We start from the raw sequence: 16,023 nt of genomic DNA on the forward strand, positions 1-16,023 counted from the left end.
CAGCTTTGTCCGCTGTGCGCCTATGTACCGCAACCTCAAGGCGGTCGGCTCGATAAATTCTGGCGCCGAGGCTCAGCTGGCCGTGCGCAGGCGCCGCGATCGGACAAATGTCTTAAGTCCCTCGGAGTCTAACGGGTGGCCGAAGGCATAACCCTGCAATATGTCGCAGCCCAGGCCCTTGAGTAGCCGTGCGTGCTGCATCGTCTCGACGCCTTCCGCCACGACCTCGATACCCAGCGATTTGCCGATTTCGATGATCGACGAGACAACCTGCCTTCTCTGCGGCGATTTGACGATTGGGGTGACCAGCTGCCGATCTATCTTCAGCCGGCGCGGCTGCAACTTCAGCAAACTGACCATCGAAGCGTAGCCGGTACCAAAATCGTCTATTTCGATGTCAATCCCCAGTTCTTTTATTTGCTCGATGTTCCACGTGACAAGATCGTCGTTCTCGTCCAGGAAAATCGACTCAACAAGCTCGAACGAAACTGTTCCTCTCTTGATATCTTGTTCTCGCAGGCTCTTGATAAGCTCCTCGTCTTGAAGGCGCCTCGCCGAGACATTGACCGACACCCGTGGAATGTTAAGTTTTGCAGCGGACCACTCTTCGAAATCCGAAAGCGATTGCTTCAATATGGCTTGGTCGATGATCGAGACGACGTTCAGTTCTTCCGCAATCCTCAGGAAGATGTCGGGTGCCAAAATACCCTTTACTGGATGTTGCCACCTCGCCAGCGCCTCAACCCCAACGATTTCGAGCGTCTTTGCGTCAAATTGGGGCTGGTAGAACGGGATGAACTCGTTGCGCTCGAGGCCGCCGAGAATTTCGTCGGCAATCCGTTTTGTATCGACGATTTCGCTTTGCATCGCGTCAGTGAAGAATTCGTATCGATTGCGCCCTCGGCTCTTTGCTCGGTAAAGCGCGATATCTGCGTTCACCAGCAGGTGTTTGGCTTCGACATCTTTTCCGTTGTCGACAGCTATACCCACGCTGACGCCAAAACGGCACCGGTGGCCCTGATAATAGACGGGCTCGCGCATCTGGCTGATGACCCGATCGGCAAGCAGCGCCAGTTGCTTGGTATCGTCGCGTACCACGCACAGAACGATGAATTCGTCTCCTCCAATGCGGGCGACGAATCCTTCGTCGCCGACCTTCGATCTGAGGACTGTCGACGCGTGAACCAGCATCGCGTCACCGGCGGCGTGGCCCAGCGTATCGTTGATGTGCTTGAACCGATCCAGATCGATGTGAAGCAGTGCCGCACGCCCGCCTGAGCGCCTGGCGTTTGCCGCGTAGTCTTCCAGTACCTGGTCGAGGTAACGCCGGTTGGGCAAGCCGGTCAGCGAGTCATGAAGCGCAATGTGCTCTATGCGCGCCTTGGCCGACTCGAGTTCTGCATTTTTCGACTCCGACAGCTGTTTTGCGCGAACCAGATCCTTGTTCAGCAGGACGTCGGCAGTCACGTCCCATTCCGCGCCGATCATTTTTGGGGTGTCGTTTGTGGCCCGGTAAAGGATCGCCTTGGACCGGACATGACGGACCTCGCCATTCGGGCGCACAATCCGGTACTCCGACAAATATGGTCGTCCGCTGGTCACCGCCGTATCGAAATCTGCGTTGGCGCCAGCCAGATCATCTGGATGGATCGCTCCCGCCCAGTCTGTGTAGCCCCGGTGCTCCCCCGCTGGTTTGCCATATATTTCATTGACGCGTTCATCCCATGTAAGCTCGTTGGTCGCGAGATCGTGTTCCCAAACCCCGATAGCCGAAGCTTCCAGAGCGAGTTCAAGGCGTCGTGACAATCGGCGCAATTCCGCATAATTGCGCTGTCTTTCGCCTATCAGACGACCAGTGACCAGGAAAGGGAACACAACCAAGGCCCCGGCCGTCGCCATGATCGCGCGCAACAACCATGCGTTACTTGGCGTCGAAGGCCAGCCGTTCTTGGGAATGGCAGCGAGCTGCCACGAGCCGGAAGGAAGCAAAACGTCAGCCGTCACCGGATCGCTTTTGCTGATCTCCTCATTGCCGTAGAATTGACCACCTCGGTGACCGAGGGCGTCCCTGCCGATCAGCGCGATGTCGATCCCGAGATCGTCGTCAAGCATGCCGCTCGCTTTGTAAAGGCGCTGCACGTCGACAACGGCGGAAATAATGCCCCAGAACCTTTCCGTGTTGCCCGCGCTGGGCACGAAAACCGGAAAGCGGCCGATGAAGCCCTGTCCTCCCTGCTTCAGCTCGACGGGACCCGCAAGCACCAGCTTGCGTTCGTCTCGCGCCCTCAGCGCAGCCGCACGCTGCCGCTCGTTCTTGCGGTAGTCCAGGCCCATCGCCTGCTCGTTACCCTCCATCGGGTACATCAGGGAAACGACCAGATCGGGCGCGCCGGCAATATTGTTCAATTGCGAGTCGGCGCCAAACAGATTGCTCGCCAGCGAGGCGAAGCGTTGCTGTCCCATATAAGGCTCGGTCACGACCGCGGCGACCAATCCACGCACGAGTTGAAGGTTTCCGTTGATATTGCCTTCGAGCTTGGCGCGGATGAGATTGACCTTGGTCAGCACGTCCGCACGGACGGCCTGGTCCGAGACGACTTTGTTCTGGTGCTCCGCGAACGCTGCGCTGATAAGTATGACGACAAGCGCGATCGCCGCCGGAATATTTGCCGACGAAAAGACGACTTCCTTGATGCCGCCGAACTTAGCGCGGAAAAAAGCCAATAGGCGATTCCTCAAGTGCCATTTCAGGTTCCCGGGTCGACCCGATGAGGAACATTAGCTTTCAATGTTTAATGTCACCTTCACGCCCCTTAGAGCTTTTGCGCTTTCCGACCCGTTGCTGATGCTGCAGGCCCGAGCGGCTGGAGCCAGCTGCCGATTTCCACTGACATCGTCCCACTGATTGAGTTGAGATGCGCTGGCGCCGGCGATCCTTCGGAAGATCGAGGAGCGCGAGCGATTGCAAACTTCGACGCTCCGACCCGAGTACTCAGGAGCGTCGACCTGGACTAGTGCCCCTCGATCGCCTTGGGAGACACAAGGTATGGTATCTTGCCGATGCTGCGCTTCGTCGCGCCAATGGAATAGGCCATCGGTATCTTGGGAGAGTTCTCTGGCAGGCCGTACATATCCTTGCCGGCCCGCACGGCAAATGAAAAGTGCTGCCACGAAACAGTGTCATGCTCATTGAGAAAATCAAGCGTCAGACCAGCTGAAATCAACGCATTCACCACGTCACTGATCGGGTGGATCCATTCATAATAGCGAGGATGCTTCAGGATGCGGTCATCGCCGGTGTAGGTCAGCTCCTCGTTCCAGGCGAGCGGCCGAGCTATCGGCGTTCGCCAGTCGTGCTTCAATTCCAGGGCCGCGGCCTTTCGATCGCACTGAAACATCAATGGATGGCCCTCGGCCATGTAGAGACGGCCGCCGGGTCTCAGGAGGTCGGCAACCACCCGCGCCCAACGGAACACGTCGTCCAGCCAGTTTACCGAGCCCCATGTAACGTAAGCGATGTCAAAGGTCCGACCGAGCGCTTCCACCGCTTCGAACAGTGGCGCTTCCACGAAGCGCACGTCGGTGCCTGCCTTCGCAGCAAAATCCCGCGCCGCCGCGATCGCCGCCGGTGAAAAGTCGAGCCCCGTCACACTGCCTGCGCCGAGATTCTTCAGGCTGATTGTGTCGAGGCCGATGTGACACTGCAGGTGGACGATATCCTTGCCGGCAATATCGCCGACCTCGCGCGTTTCCAGCTCGTAGAGATTGGATCCGCCGGCCAGCACATTCTCGATGTGGTAGCTGCCCGTTGTGTCGGTCGAGTGCAGTTCGGCCCGATCATCCCAATTAAGGCGGTTCGCACCCAAAAACCGTTCCAAATTCCCCCCACCCCTGACTGACGCATGGTAAACAAGTCGTTAAACTACCTTTGCAGCGAAAGTATCGCGCGTCAATCCGGACCGGGCGGCAGTTTGCCACCGTTCGCGGACACCATAGCTTCTGGAACGCTTGCCGCAGATCAAAGGCTTCTGGCGCAGTCGCCGCGCTTGGCAATAAGACCCTGCAGGCGCACCTGACGCCATCCTCGTGGTCTGCCTGTGGATTAGTCGGTTCCTCGGCCCCCCACGGCCACCATCGCGATGTTTCTGGAGATCTCGTTTGTGGGGTCAACTGCGTCTGCCATGCCGCTCGTGAGTGCTCGGTAGAGTGCCACATAATCGCTGCACATGCGCTCGACCGTGAACCGCTTCTCGAACGTCTGCCGCACTCGTGCGCGATCGAGGCTGTCGATGCGCCGGAGCGCGCCCACAGCTTCCTCCACCGTATCCACGATCCATCCGGACACACCGTCATCGATGATCTCCGGGACGGCGCCACGCCGGAACGCAATCACCGGCGTACCGCAGGCCATTGCTTCGATCGTCACGAGCCCGAAGGGTTCCGGCCAGTCGATCGGGAACAAAAGCGCTTTCGCATTGCCCAGAAAATCCGCCTTTTGCCGCTCATCGATTTCGCCAATGAACTCCACGTTCGAATGCCGCAGCACTTGCGGCTCGACCCTTTCCTTCCAGAACGACTGGTCCACCTTGTCGATCTTGGCGGCGATCTTCAGGGGAAACCCCGCCCGCACTGCTATTTCTATGGCCGCTTCCGGCCCCTTTTCCGGCGAGATACGACCGAGAAACGCAAGATAGCCAGAGGTGTTCGGGTGGAATGGCAGAAGATCGCGGGGCAGGCCATGATGCACGCTTCCAACCCAATTGACGGGCGGCATGGGCCGGCGCTGGTCGAAGGAGATCGAGACCAGGGGAACGTCGTCGAACATCGCATAAAGCTGCGCCAGATCGGGCAGGTCGAGCCTGCCGTGAAGCGTGGTAACCGTTCGTCTGGCAAAATCCCGAATGATGGGGAAGTGCAGAACATCGACGTGGAAATGCAAAACGTCGAACTCATCGGCTCGCCGGCGCACCCGTTCAAGCATCATAACGTGGTGCGCACCACCGTCCTGGACCCTGGGGTTCAGGCGCAGCGCGACGTCGCAACACGGCACCAGCTTGGCTGAGGTACGAGAATCGGCGCTGGCGAACAGCGTCACCTCGTGGCCCTGTCGGACAAGTTCTTCGGTCAGATACGAAACAATTCGCTCTGTTCCACCGTAGGTTCGGGGCGGCACGGATTCGGTTAGCGGCGCGATCTGGGCTATTTTCATTTAGAAAATCTTTTCGGCGGCGACCGCCGTCTTTCAAACAAGCTTCGGCGGCAACCAAGACAAGCGAGAGCTTCTCGCTGCGAAGTATTCTATGCAGAGCATATTTATAGTTGTGCCGTCCGTGCTCCTCCCGTGCAATCAGGTTGCCCTTATTCAACTCCTCTGGATCCAAGAACTGCGATCCATGAGAAATGTTTCACCGGCTCGATAAAAAGACAGAATGAGCTACGCGCCGCCGCCCCGCCGCCCCCTGACAGGCAGCTGTGGATCGCTCGATCACCACCAAGTGATCCAGGCGTGCCGGTGCCGAATGGAACATAAAGCCCGGAATTCAGTTAGATAGCCGGATTTGGCTGGAGTACCGCCAGATGCGGAATTCCAGCTGGGCAGGGCACTACCGTGACACGGAGTGAGCGGCTTCGGGCGCATCTCGCCGAACTCAGGCACCACCTTGCCGAACTCGGGAGCCATAAACGCTCCCCATGGAGGATGCCATGAACCAGTGGACAAACGCCAGGCTCTGTGACGTAGCCAACCTGATCCTTGGGGCAATTCTGTTCTTCTCTCCCTGGATCTTCACGTTTGCGGCAGGCCCGCAGACGCAGAACGCCCTCGGCAGCGGAATCTTGATCGTCGTGCTGTCGGTTGCCGCCCTCGCAGCATTTGCCGTGTGGGAAGAGTGGGTGAACCTGGTCGTCGGACTGTGGGTTCTCGTATCGCCCTGGGTGCTTGGATTCCAAGCGACAACGGCGATGACCGTGCATGTCGTGATCGGCATTCTGGTCGCCGTGCTTGCGGCGATCGAGCTCTGGATGATGTATCAGAACCCGCCGACCCAGTCGGCCGCCTAGCACGCGCAGCCAGCCAGCGCCCTTTTTGGGCCTGACAGATCGATCGGTCGTCTGCCGGCCTCTCGGCAACAGCCGCCGGAGGCCGGGTAGGCGGTTGTCTGGACGAGAACCAAGAAGGATGGCGCATCATGGTCGGTGACAATCCGCGTTCGACGGCCAGGATTGCAGGACATCCTATTCATCCGATGCTGGTGCCGTTTCCGATCGCCTGCTTCGTCGGCACCCTGCTGACGGATCTGGCCTACTGGCGAACAGCGGAGATGATGTGGGCTGACTTCTCCGCTTGGCTGGTTACCGTCGGCGTGATCATGGGCTGCCTTGCAGCGATCGCGGGGCTGATCGATTTCCTGGCCAATCCGCTGGTAAGAGCACAGCCCCCCGCCTTGCCGCACGTGCTAGGCAATCTGCTGGCGCTGGCGTTGTCCATCATCAACATGCTCGTGCACACCCGCGATGCATGGACCTCCATCGTTCCTACCGGCTTGATCCTCTCGGCGGTTGTCGTGCTCATCCTCATCTTCACCGGTTGGCTGGGCTGGTCCATGGTTTACCGGCATCACGTCGGAGTGGCGGATTGATGCGCGTAGAAAGCTCCATCAGACAAGCCGGGCGCATCGCGGCGTCCATCTTTACTTGCACTGCGGCGATCGCTCTTGCAGCGTGCAGTGGCAACGACCCGGATCCCAGCAGTCAGATAGGGCCGAATCCAAACCTGCCCGAGCCGATCCAATATTTCTTCCCGCCCATGCATCTCGCTTCCGTGGTCGGGTGGAAGAACGACGAAAAGCCGACCGTCGCGCAGGGGCTCCAGATCCAGGCCTTTGCCAACGGCTTGCAGCATCCGCGGTCGCTTTATGTGCTGCCCAATGGCGATGTCCTGGTGGTCGAGTCCAAGGCGCCGGGCGGCGAACCGATCAAACGGCCCAAGGATTTGGTGATGGGCTGGATCGAGTCCTGGGTCACCTCGGGCGGCGACAGCGGCCCGAGCAACCGCGTTACGCTGCTGCGCGACGCCGACGGCGATGGCAAGCCGGAGCTGACCAGCGTCTTCCTCGACCACCTGAGCTCCCCCTTCGGCGTGGCGCTGGTGGGAAGCGATCTCTACGTCGCCAATACCGATTCCATCGTCCGCTATCCCTACAACACCGGTGAAACCAAGATCACCGCGCCCGGAACGCCGCTAACCGCCCTGCCCGGCGGCCCGATCGACCACCATTGGGCGAAGAGCCTGGTGGCAAGCCCCGACGGCTCGCTGCTCTATGTCGGCATCGGCTCGAACAGCAACGTCGCCGAAAACGGCATCGAGGCCGAGAAGAACCGCGCCGCCATCTGGCAGGTGGACAGGGCCACCGGCCAGTCGCGCATTTTCGCCAGCGGTTTGCGCAATCCAAACGGCCTGAGCTGGGAGCCGCAGACCGGGGCGCTCTGGGCCGTGATCAATGAGCGCGACGAGCTCGGCCCCAATCTCGTGCCGGATTATCTGACCTCGGTAAAGGATGGCGGCTTCTACGGATGGCCCTACAGCTATTATGGCCAGCATCTCGATCCCCGCGTCATGCCCCAGCGTCCGGACCTGGTCGCGAAAGCGATCGTTCCGGATTATGCGCTGAGTTCCCACGTCGCCCCTCTGGGACTGGCCTTCTATACGGCAAACAGCCTCCCCGAGGCATATCGCGGCGGCGCTTTCGTTGGCGAACACGGCAGCTGGGACCGCACGCGCTTCAATGGCTACAAGGTGGTGTTCGTACCATTCAGCGGCGGCCATCCTAGCGGCGTCGCTACCGACGTGGTGACCGACTTCCTGGACAAGGACAACAAGGCGCGCGGCCGGCCTGTCGGCCTGGCTGTCGACAAAACCGGGGCCCTGCTCATAGCCGACGATGTCGGCAACACAGTTTGGCGGATGACATCTGCCGGCCAATAAAGTGGCCCGCTCCCTTCGTCGAGCTGTCGGTCGAGCAGGTGGAAGGGATCCCCGACGATCGCCGTTCCGTGGTTCTGCCAGGCGCATTCGGTGTGCTCGCCATTGCCTGCCGCTGTCACCGCCGACCGAAGGACCGCCAGCGCCGCGAAATGGTATTTTTGCCCTTCCCACAGCCGGCTCTAGAATTTTCATCGCAAATCAAGTTATGATGCACTTGGTATTTCCCGGGACGGCTTGCGCCGCTTGGAATACCGGGAGGAACCGGGACATGGCCGTTGCGCTTGTACTCGTTCTGATAGTCGTGGGCTCGGTGTTGTTCCACTTCCTGAGCCCATGGTGGTGGACGCCGATTGCCTCGAACTGGGACTATATCGACAACACCATCATCATAACTTTCTGGATCACCGGCGTCGTCTTCGCCGCCGTGGTTCTTTTCATGGCCTATTGCGTCTTCCGCTTCCGTCATCGGGAAGGCAATCAGGCGGCATATGAACCTGAGAACAGGCGGCTCGAATCCTGGCTGACGGTCGTCACCGCGGTTGGCGTCACGGCATTGCTCGTTCCTGGCCTGTTCGTCTGGAGCCGGTTCGTTAACGTTCCAAGCGACGCAACAGAGGTCGAAGTCGTCGGCCAGCAGTGGCAATGGAGTTTCCGCCTGCCCGGCAAGGACGGCAAGCTCGGCACATCCGACACTCGCGACGTCAACGCTGAAAATCCACTCGGCGTCATCGCCACCGATGCCAACGGCCAGGACGATGTCGTAGTGGAAGCGGCCGACCTGCACCTCCCGGTTGGCAAACCGGTCAAGATGCTGCTCCGCTCGATCGATGTGCTGCACGATTTCTACGTGCCGGAATTCCGCGCCAAGATGGACATGATCCCGGGCTCGGTCACCTATTTCTGGTTCACTCCGACCAAGACCGGAACCTTCCAGGTCCTGTGTGCCGAACTCTGCGGCCAGGGACATCCGATGATGCATGGCGTGGTCATGGTCGATACGCAGGAAGACTATCTGGCGTGGCTTGGCCAGCAGCAGACTTTTGCGCAGCTGTCCGCGCCCCAACAGATGGGCTCGGCAGAGTAGGAAACCGAAACGACGGTGCGCCGTCGGGATTGAAAATAGTGCGGCAAGCCCGAACTGTCGGGCTGGCCGAAGAGGGCACGGAGGTGTTCCTATGGTCGATATCACACCTGCAGATGCGGTACCGCCGGCCGAAGTCGCAGAAATGGAACTCTACCATCCGCACAGCTGGTGGACGAAATACGTTTTCTCGCAGGACGCCAAGGTCATTGCCATCCAGTATTCGGCGACGGCGACAGCGATCGGCATGGTCGCGCTGGTGCTTTCCTGGCTGATGCGGCTGCAACTCGGCTTCCCCGGCACATTCGACTTCATCACCCCGGAAGCCTACTACCAGTTCATCACCGTGCACGGCATGATCATGGTGATCTACCTGCTCACCGCACTCTTCCTGGGCGGCTTCGGCAACTATCTGATCCCGCTGATGGTTGGCGCTCGCGACATGGTCTTTCCCTATGTCAACATGCTGAGCTACTGGATCTATCTGCTGGCCGTGCTGGTTCTGGTGTCGAGCTTTTTCGCGCCCGGCGGACCGACGGGTGCCGGCTGGACGCTCTATCCGCCGCAGGCGATCATGACCGGTACGCCCGGCGGCCAGGACTGGGGCATCATCCTGATGCTCGTCTCGCTGATCCTGTTCATCATCGGCTTTACCATGGGCGGCCTGAACTATGTCGTGACGGTGCTACAGGGCCGCACGCGCGGCATGACGCTGATGCGCCTTCCGCTCACTGTCTGGGGTATTTTCACCGCCACCGTCATGGCGCTGCTCGCCTTCCCGGCGCTGTTCGTCGCCTGCGTGATGATGCTTCTCGACCGGGCGCTCGGCACCAGCTTCTTCATGCCGGCGATCGTTGAGATGGGCGAACAGTTGCAGCACGGCGGCGGCAGCCCGATCCTGTTCCAGCATCTGTTCTGGTTCTTCGGCCACCCGGAGGTCTACATCGTTGCGCTTCCGGCCTTCGGCATCGTGTCCGACCTGATCAGCACCCATGCGCGCAAGAACATATTCGGCTACCGCATGATGGTCTGGGCCATCGTCGGCATCGGCGCGTTGAGCTTCGTAGTCTGGGCGCACCATATGTATGTCAGCGGCATGCATCCCTATTTCGGCTTCTTCTTCGCCACCACGACACTGATCATCGCCGTTCCGACCGCCATCAAGGTCTACAATTGGGTGCTGACGCTGTGGCGCGGCGATATCCACCTCACCATTCCAATGCTTTTCGCCCTCGCCTTCATCGTCACCTTCGTCAATGGCGGGTTGACCGGCTTGTTTCTCGGCAATGTCGTTGTCGACGTTCCGCTGTCGGACACCATGTTCGTCGTTGCCCATTTCCATATGGTCATGGGGGTCGCGCCGATCCTCGTGATTTTCGGGGCGATCTACCACTGGTACCCAAAGGTCACCGGCCGGATGCTGAACGAGACACTGGGCCGGTTCCACTTCTGGATCACCTTCCTCGGCGCCTATCTGATTTTCTTTCCCATGCACTATCTCGGCTTGATGGGCGTGCCGCGGCGCTACAACGAATTGACCGACATGACGATCATGACGGAATCGGCCCACCACCTGAACTCGTTTATCAGCATCATGGCTTTTATGGTCGGTTTTGCCCAGATTGTGTTTCTGTTCAATCTCATCTGGAGCATCCGCCATGGCCGTGAGGCTGGCGGCAATCCGTGGCGGGCAACGACGCTCGAGTGGCAGACGCCGCAAACACCGCCCGCCCACGGCAATTTCGGCAAGGATCTGCCGATCGTCTATCGCTGGGCCTATGACTACAGCGTACCGGGAGCCAAGGAGGACTTCATACCACAAAACGTTCCGGGCTCCTTCGCGCCCTCCAGGGAGCCGGCATGAGCGTAATCCTGGTCTTCCTGCTCGTGATCGCCGGTATTGCTGGGTGGTGGCTTTCCCATCAGCGGCTAATGACGAAGCCGTGGCTCGAGCAAAGCATGGCCGGGGATTTTGTCGCTCTGGACCGATCGGCGCTGCCGACCGCAAAGATCGGTCTCGGCGTCTTCCTTGCCGTCGTCGGCTGCCTGTTCGCGCTGTTCACCAGTGCTTACTTCATGCGCATGGCGCTGTCGGATTGGCGGCCTCTGCCCATCCCGCCCCTGCTCTGGCTTAACACCGGCGTACTGGTCTTGAGCAGCATTGCGATACAGTGCGCTTCGCTCGCGGCGCGCAAGGGTCAAGTGGACATGGTCAGGCTCGGCCTCGCCACAGCTGGACTCACGGCGCTCGTCTTCCTGATTGGACAGCTTGTGGCATGGCGGGAACTGAGTGCGGACGGCTATTTTCTGGCATCCAATCCGGCCAACAGCTTCTTCTACCTGCTAACGGGAATGCACGGCCTGCATATACTGGGAGGACTGGTCGGGCTGGGCAGAACGAGCGTCGGCGCCTGGAACGGAGCGCAGCCGCAGCGGCTTCGCCTCAGTGTCGAGCTGTGCGCGATGTACTGGCATTTCCTGCTTTTCGTCTGGCTCGCCATCTTTGCGCTTCTGGCCGGCTGGGCTTCGACTTTAATCGACATTTGCCGAGGGTTGCTGACCTAGGAGGAACGGGCGGATGGCAGAGACGACACTGGCCCACATCGGCCGAACAGAGCCGCGACCCGCAGGCTGGCAAGGCATCGCCGCCGACTGGTCCTCGGATCAGCGGGCGTTCAAAAACGTGTCCTGGGGCAAGGCCATGATGTGGATCTTCCTGCTCAGCGACACGTTCATCTTCGGCTGCTTCCTGCTCTCCTACATGACCGCGCGTATCTCAACACGCGTGCCGTGGCCCAATCCGAGCGAGGTTTTCGCCCTGCGCATCGGCGGCTCCGACATTCCACTGATCCTTATCGCCATCATGACCTTCGTGCTGATCTCTAGCAGCGGAACGATGGCCATGGCGGTCAATTTCGGCTACCGCCGCGACCGCCGCAAGACGGCAGTCCTGATGCTCTTGACCGCAGCACTCGGCGCGACCTTCGTCGGCATGCAGGCCTTCGAATGGACCAAGCTGATCACCGAGGGCGTGCGGCCTTGGGGCAATCCCTGGGGCGCTGCACAGTTCGGCGCATCCTTTTTTATGATTACCGGCTTTCACGGCACGCATGTGACGATCGGGGTGATCTTCCTGATCATCGTGGCGCGAAAGGTCTGGCGCGGGGATTTCGATGTCGGACGGCCCGGCTTCTTCACCAGCCGGAGGGGGCGCTACGAGAACGTCGAAATTATGGGGCTCTACTGGCATTTCGTCGACCTGGTCTGGGTGTTCATTTTCGCATTTTTCTATCTTTGGTGAGAGGCAGGACATGGCTGAAGCAACCGCAAACGGCCTGGGACAACACGCACTGGACAGCGCCCATAGGCATGATGCGACGACGACCGGCGTTACCCCGGCGGAGGTTCATCAGGAGCACCCGATCAAGCTCTATCTGGTGGTGTGGGCGTGGCTGTTCATCCTCAGCACCTGCTCCTATCTGGTCGACTATTTCGGTCTCCATGGCTATCCCAGATGGTCGCTGATCCTGATCTTCATGATGCTCAAGGCCGGACTGATCGTCGCCATCTTCATGCACATGGCCTGGGAACGGCTGGCGCTGACATATGCGATCATCCTGCCGCCGGTGCTGGTGCTGGTGTTCGTGACGATGATGGTCTTCGAAGCGGACTACACGCTTCTCACCCGAATGGCGTTTTTCGGGGCCGGGCCCTGACATGCAATCCGGATCCACGCGGTCCGGTCCTGGAGCCTTGAAACAATCCACGGCTGGTCCATTTCTGTTGGTACTGGAGACGACAGGCGATGCCGGCGTTTCCACATGCGTCGCGAACACCAGCAAGGGGCGCCCAAGATGACCATCGCAAACAGATTGAAGGACTTCATCGATAGGAAAGGAATTTCCTACGACACCGTCGAGCATCACCGCACCGCGACAAGCAGACAATCCGCCATTGCGGCACATGTGCCCGGCAGCATAATGGCCAAATCGGTGGTCGTTCACCACGACCGTGGCTACGCGCTCGCCGTGGTTCCAAGCACGCACAGGATAGAACTCGCGACATTGCAGGATGTCATGGAGAAGCCTCTTGGGCTGGCGTCCGAAGACGAGGTGGTCTCGTTATTCGGCGATTGCGACGTCGGCGCTGTGCCGCCGATCGGCGCTGCCTATGATGTGCCGGTGGTTCTCGATGAAAGCCTCGGCGACGCTCCCGAAATCTATTTCGAGGGCGGCGACCACAAGACGCTTGTGCATGTGAGCGGCAAAGATTTCCGCGACCTGACAAAGGACGCGCGCCAGGCCCGTTTCAGCCACCCCGCCTATTGAAAGCTCTGCCTCACCCTGCCCGCACCGGCACTTTCGCCGGTGCGGGCAGAGTGCATTTTTTCAGCTCACGGTCTGGTCGCCGGCGGCGATTCCACAACTTTCCGGTAAACATGCCAGGTGGCATGGCCAAGGATCGGCAGCACGACTGCCAACCCGGCGAACACTGGCAGCGATCCGATGATCAGGGCGACGGCGACAATAAGGCCCCACACCGCCATCACGATCGGGTTGGCCAGGACAACGCGCACCGAGGTGTGGATGGCTTCGTAGGCGCCGACATCGCGGTCGAGCAACAACGGGAATGCGACGACCGTGGTGCACAACACAACCGCGGCGAACACGAAGCCGATGGCGTGACCCAGGATGATGAGCGTCCAGCCGCGTCCCGTGGCGAATATTTCACTGATGAAGCTGGACAGCGATTGCGGCGGCGCCGGGCCGAACAGGGTCTGGTAAAATATCTGGGCCGTCAAAAGCCAGGCGATGAAGATGGCAAGCAGCATGACGCCGACCGCTGCAATAGCCGGCAGCGCTGGAGAACTCCTGACCTCAAAGGCGTGTCTCCATGAGGCGTCGAGCCCGGCTTCCCGCCGCCGGCTGATCTCATAAAGGCCGATCGCCGCGAACGGACCAATCAGCGCAAAGCCGGACACAAGCGGAAACAGCAACGGCAGCGTGTTGTTGCCTGATGTCCAGACAGCAAGCACGACTCCGGCAATCGGATAGATCAGGCAGAGAAATACGATGTGCGACGGCTTGACCATGAAATCATCGACGCCACGCCTGAGCGCATCAAAAAGATCGGAGACGCCGATTTTTCGAATTCTCGTATGTTCCAGCGTCTCGCTGGCGCCTGCTATCACGTGAAAGCTTGCCATGACCATTCCTCCAGACCAGGTCCGGTAAGGTCGCGTTTTACGGTGCTGCCGTTCTGCATGATTGGCCCACGCAAACCGCGACCTGCACCATGATCAATATACTCTCATGCGGGGGACTTGTCGCGCTTTGTAGGAAGGCCCGGGAGTAGGAGGTCCCGGGTAGCCCGACTAGCTACGGACGTGGTTCTTCGATATGCTCTTCTAGTCGAAGGTGAAGGTCATGGACGGAAGGACAGTTCTCATACTCGGCCTTGGCGTCGTTATTCTGCTGTTGCTGGGATTTTGTGCTCCGCCAACGTGATTTTTTGAGCCGGGGTTAATAGCCGGCTGAAGCGATCACTCGCATTACAATGGTGTCGGCAAGCAACGCCGCAAATATTGCGAAAAGATAGACAATCGAATACGCAAACAGCGCCTTTGCCGGCTTCATCTCCTTGTCGGCGACGAGAACCTTCCAGGCCTGCCAAATGAAACCTGCACCCAACGCGGCTGAAGCAGTGCCGTAGTATCCGCTCGCGAAGCCGAAGCCCCAAGGCAGCACGCCGATTGGCGCCAAGAGCAACGAATAGGCGAAGATTTGTTTTCTGGTCGAGTGCTGGCCGGCCACATTCGGCATCATCGGGATGCCAGCCGCGGCATAGTCGCCGACCTTGAAAAGGGCCAGCGCCCAGAAATGAGGCGGCGTCCAGAGGAAAATAACCAGAAACAGAATGAGACTTTCAATGCCGATTGCGCCTGTTGCGGCCGCCCACCCGATCACCGGAGGAAGGGCGCCTGCCGCGCCGCCTATGACGATATTCTGTGGCGTCGAGCGCTTCAGCCACATTGTGTAGATAACGACATAGAAAAAGATGGTGAACGCCAACAACGATGCGGCAAACCACCCCACCAGCACGCCGAGCGTCATGACCGACAGTGCGGAAAGCACCAGACCGAAGCCGAGAGCTTCGCCAGGCGTGACGCGACCGGACGGAATTGGTCGCTTGGACGTGCGAGACATCAAGGCGTCTATGTCTGCGTCGTACCACATATTGAGCGCGCCGGCGGCTCCCGCTCCAACCGCGATTGCGCCGATGGCGATTACGGCGATAACTGGATTCATCACGCCGGGCGCCACCATCAGGCCGACGAAGGCAGTAAACACGGCAAGCGCCATGACCCGAGGTTTCAAAAGCGCAATGAAATCACCCGCCGTCGCCTCCGAGAGGCGGATGCCGGTATCCTTGAGACGGCTTTCTTCAGTCGACATTCAGACGACCACCGATGGGAACGGCAGCCTAGCCGGCCAATGTCTTTTTTGCAACGAGCCGCCCTCCCCACCGACACTGCCGGCAGATTGCGGCCGAGGCTATGCCTCGAACTGTTTGCGATACCAAGATCCGGCGGAAGAGCCGCGCTATTTGGAGAATTGCTTCAGGTAGGCAATGACATTGGCGATATCCTCGTCTTTCTTGAGGCCGGGAAACGCCATCTTCGTGCCTTTGACCATCGCCTTGGGATCGCGAAGGTAGGTCGTCAGCGTGGCTTCGTCCCATTTGACGCCCGACTTGCCGGCCTCGGTCATGGCCTTGGAATAGCTGAACCCCGGATGCGTGCCGGCCGTTCGGCCGATGACGCCGTTCAACGACGGACCGACCTTGTTCTGGTCCTTGTCTGCGATGTGGCAGACCTTGCATTTGGCGAAGACCTTCTCACCCGCCGCGGCATCCTGTGCCCGCGAGGGGCCGGCAACGACGGTCGCGACGGACATGA

15 protein-coding genes are annotated in these 16,023 nt (G+C 59.7%); 9 read left to right on the forward strand and 6 right to left on the reverse strand.

All coding sequences use genetic code 11. The features are described 5' to 3' along the window. Window positions 1-72: 72 nt before the first annotated feature. The 3 genes from NKJ13_RS06575 to NKJ13_RS06585 all read right to left on the reverse strand — a co-directional run bounded on the left by NKJ13_RS06575 (window position 73) and on the right by NKJ13_RS06585 (window position 5,209). Window positions 73-2,652 carry a bifunctional diguanylate cyclase/phosphodiesterase gene (locus tag NKJ13_RS06575; RefSeq protein WP_352737214.1) on the reverse strand — a complete coding sequence of 860 codons (2,580 nt, stop codon included), beginning with the start codon at window positions 2,650-2,652 and terminating at the stop codon, window positions 73-75. 359 nt (window positions 2,653-3,011) lie between these two features. Continuing rightward, complete coding sequence (locus NKJ13_RS06580; RefSeq protein WP_352479767.1) at window positions 3,012-3,866, reverse strand: class I SAM-dependent methyltransferase; 855 nt, start codon at window positions 3,864-3,866, stop codon at window positions 3,012-3,014. A 236-nt stretch (window positions 3,867-4,102) separates the two neighbouring features. Then, window positions 4,103-5,209, reverse strand: coding sequence for a glycosyltransferase family 4 protein (locus NKJ13_RS06585; RefSeq protein WP_352737136.1), 1,107 nt, complete (start codon window positions 5,207-5,209; stop codon window positions 4,103-4,105). A gap of 494 nt (window positions 5,210-5,703) precedes the next feature. Here NKJ13_RS06585 and NKJ13_RS06590 point away from each other — a divergent pair, with 494 nt between their 5' ends. The 9 genes from NKJ13_RS06590 to NKJ13_RS06630 all read left to right on the forward strand — a co-directional run bounded on the left by NKJ13_RS06590 (window position 5,704) and on the right by NKJ13_RS06630 (window position 13,393). Beyond that, the gene (locus NKJ13_RS06590; protein ID WP_254818350.1) at window positions 5,704-6,060 is read left to right on the forward strand and encodes an SPW repeat protein; all 357 of its coding nucleotides are present in this window, start codon (window positions 5,704-5,706) and stop codon (window positions 6,058-6,060) included. A 128-nt stretch (window positions 6,061-6,188) separates the two neighbouring features. Beyond that, entirely contained in the window at window positions 6,189-6,638 is a 450-nt protein-coding gene (locus NKJ13_RS06595) for a DUF2231 domain-containing protein (protein ID WP_352508761.1), read from the forward strand. Then, window positions 6,638-7,984, forward strand: coding sequence for a PQQ-dependent sugar dehydrogenase (locus tag NKJ13_RS06600; protein ID WP_352737137.1), 1,347 nt, complete (start codon window positions 6,638-6,640; stop codon window positions 7,982-7,984). The genes NKJ13_RS06595 and NKJ13_RS06600 overlap by 1 nt, the downstream gene beginning before the upstream one ends. Window positions 7,985-8,252: 268 nt before the next feature. Next, the gene (gene coxB / locus NKJ13_RS06605; RefSeq protein ID WP_254818347.1) at window positions 8,253-9,068 is read left to right on the forward strand and encodes a cytochrome c oxidase subunit II; all 816 of its coding nucleotides are present in this window, start codon (window positions 8,253-8,255) and stop codon (window positions 9,066-9,068) included. A 91-nt stretch (window positions 9,069-9,159) separates the two neighbouring features. Next, a complete protein-coding gene (ctaD, locus tag NKJ13_RS06610; protein ID WP_352508763.1) occupies window positions 9,160-10,929 on the forward strand; it encodes a cytochrome c oxidase subunit I in 1,770 nt (589 codons plus the stop codon). After that, on the forward strand, window positions 10,926-11,630 hold the full coding sequence (locus NKJ13_RS06615) for a cytochrome c oxidase subunit 3 (protein WP_352508764.1): 705 nt from the start codon (window positions 10,926-10,928) through the stop codon (window positions 11,628-11,630). The genes ctaD and NKJ13_RS06615 overlap by 4 nt, the downstream gene beginning before the upstream one ends. 13 nt (window positions 11,631-11,643) lie before the next feature. Next, window positions 11,644-12,366, forward strand: coding sequence for a heme-copper oxidase subunit III family protein (locus tag NKJ13_RS06620; RefSeq protein ID WP_254818344.1), 723 nt, complete (start codon window positions 11,644-11,646; stop codon window positions 12,364-12,366). Between the two features lie 10 nt (window positions 12,367-12,376). Continuing rightward, complete coding sequence (locus tag NKJ13_RS06625) at window positions 12,377-12,781, forward strand: cytochrome C oxidase subunit IV family protein (protein WP_352508765.1); 405 nt, start codon at window positions 12,377-12,379, stop codon at window positions 12,779-12,781. A 138-nt stretch (window positions 12,782-12,919) separates the two neighbouring features. After that, window positions 12,920-13,393: an aminoacyl-tRNA deacylase gene (locus NKJ13_RS06630; protein WP_254818342.1), complete on the forward strand. Its 474-nt coding sequence runs from the start codon at window positions 12,920-12,922 to the stop codon at window positions 13,391-13,393. Between the two features lie 65 nt (window positions 13,394-13,458). Here NKJ13_RS06630 and NKJ13_RS06635 read toward each other — a convergent pair whose 3' ends face one another. The 3 genes from NKJ13_RS06635 to NKJ13_RS06645 form a co-directional block, all read right to left on the reverse strand. Further along, a complete protein-coding gene (locus NKJ13_RS06635; RefSeq protein WP_254818341.1) occupies window positions 13,459-14,271 on the reverse strand; it encodes a DUF2189 domain-containing protein in 813 nt (270 codons plus the stop codon). A gap of 316 nt (window positions 14,272-14,587) precedes the next feature. Beyond that, window positions 14,588-15,520: a heme o synthase gene (locus NKJ13_RS06640; protein ID WP_352737138.1), complete on the reverse strand. Its 933-nt coding sequence runs from the start codon at window positions 15,518-15,520 to the stop codon at window positions 14,588-14,590. 147 nt (window positions 15,521-15,667) lie between these two features. After that, entirely contained in the window at window positions 15,668-16,021 is a 354-nt protein-coding gene (locus tag NKJ13_RS06645) for a c-type cytochrome (protein WP_502899802.1), read from the reverse strand. Window positions 16,022-16,023 lie beyond the last annotated feature (2 nt).

This window comes from Mesorhizobium sp. M0174 (assembly GCF_040322275.1).
Lineage (GTDB): Bacteria > Pseudomonadota > Alphaproteobacteria > Rhizobiales > Rhizobiaceae > Mesorhizobium.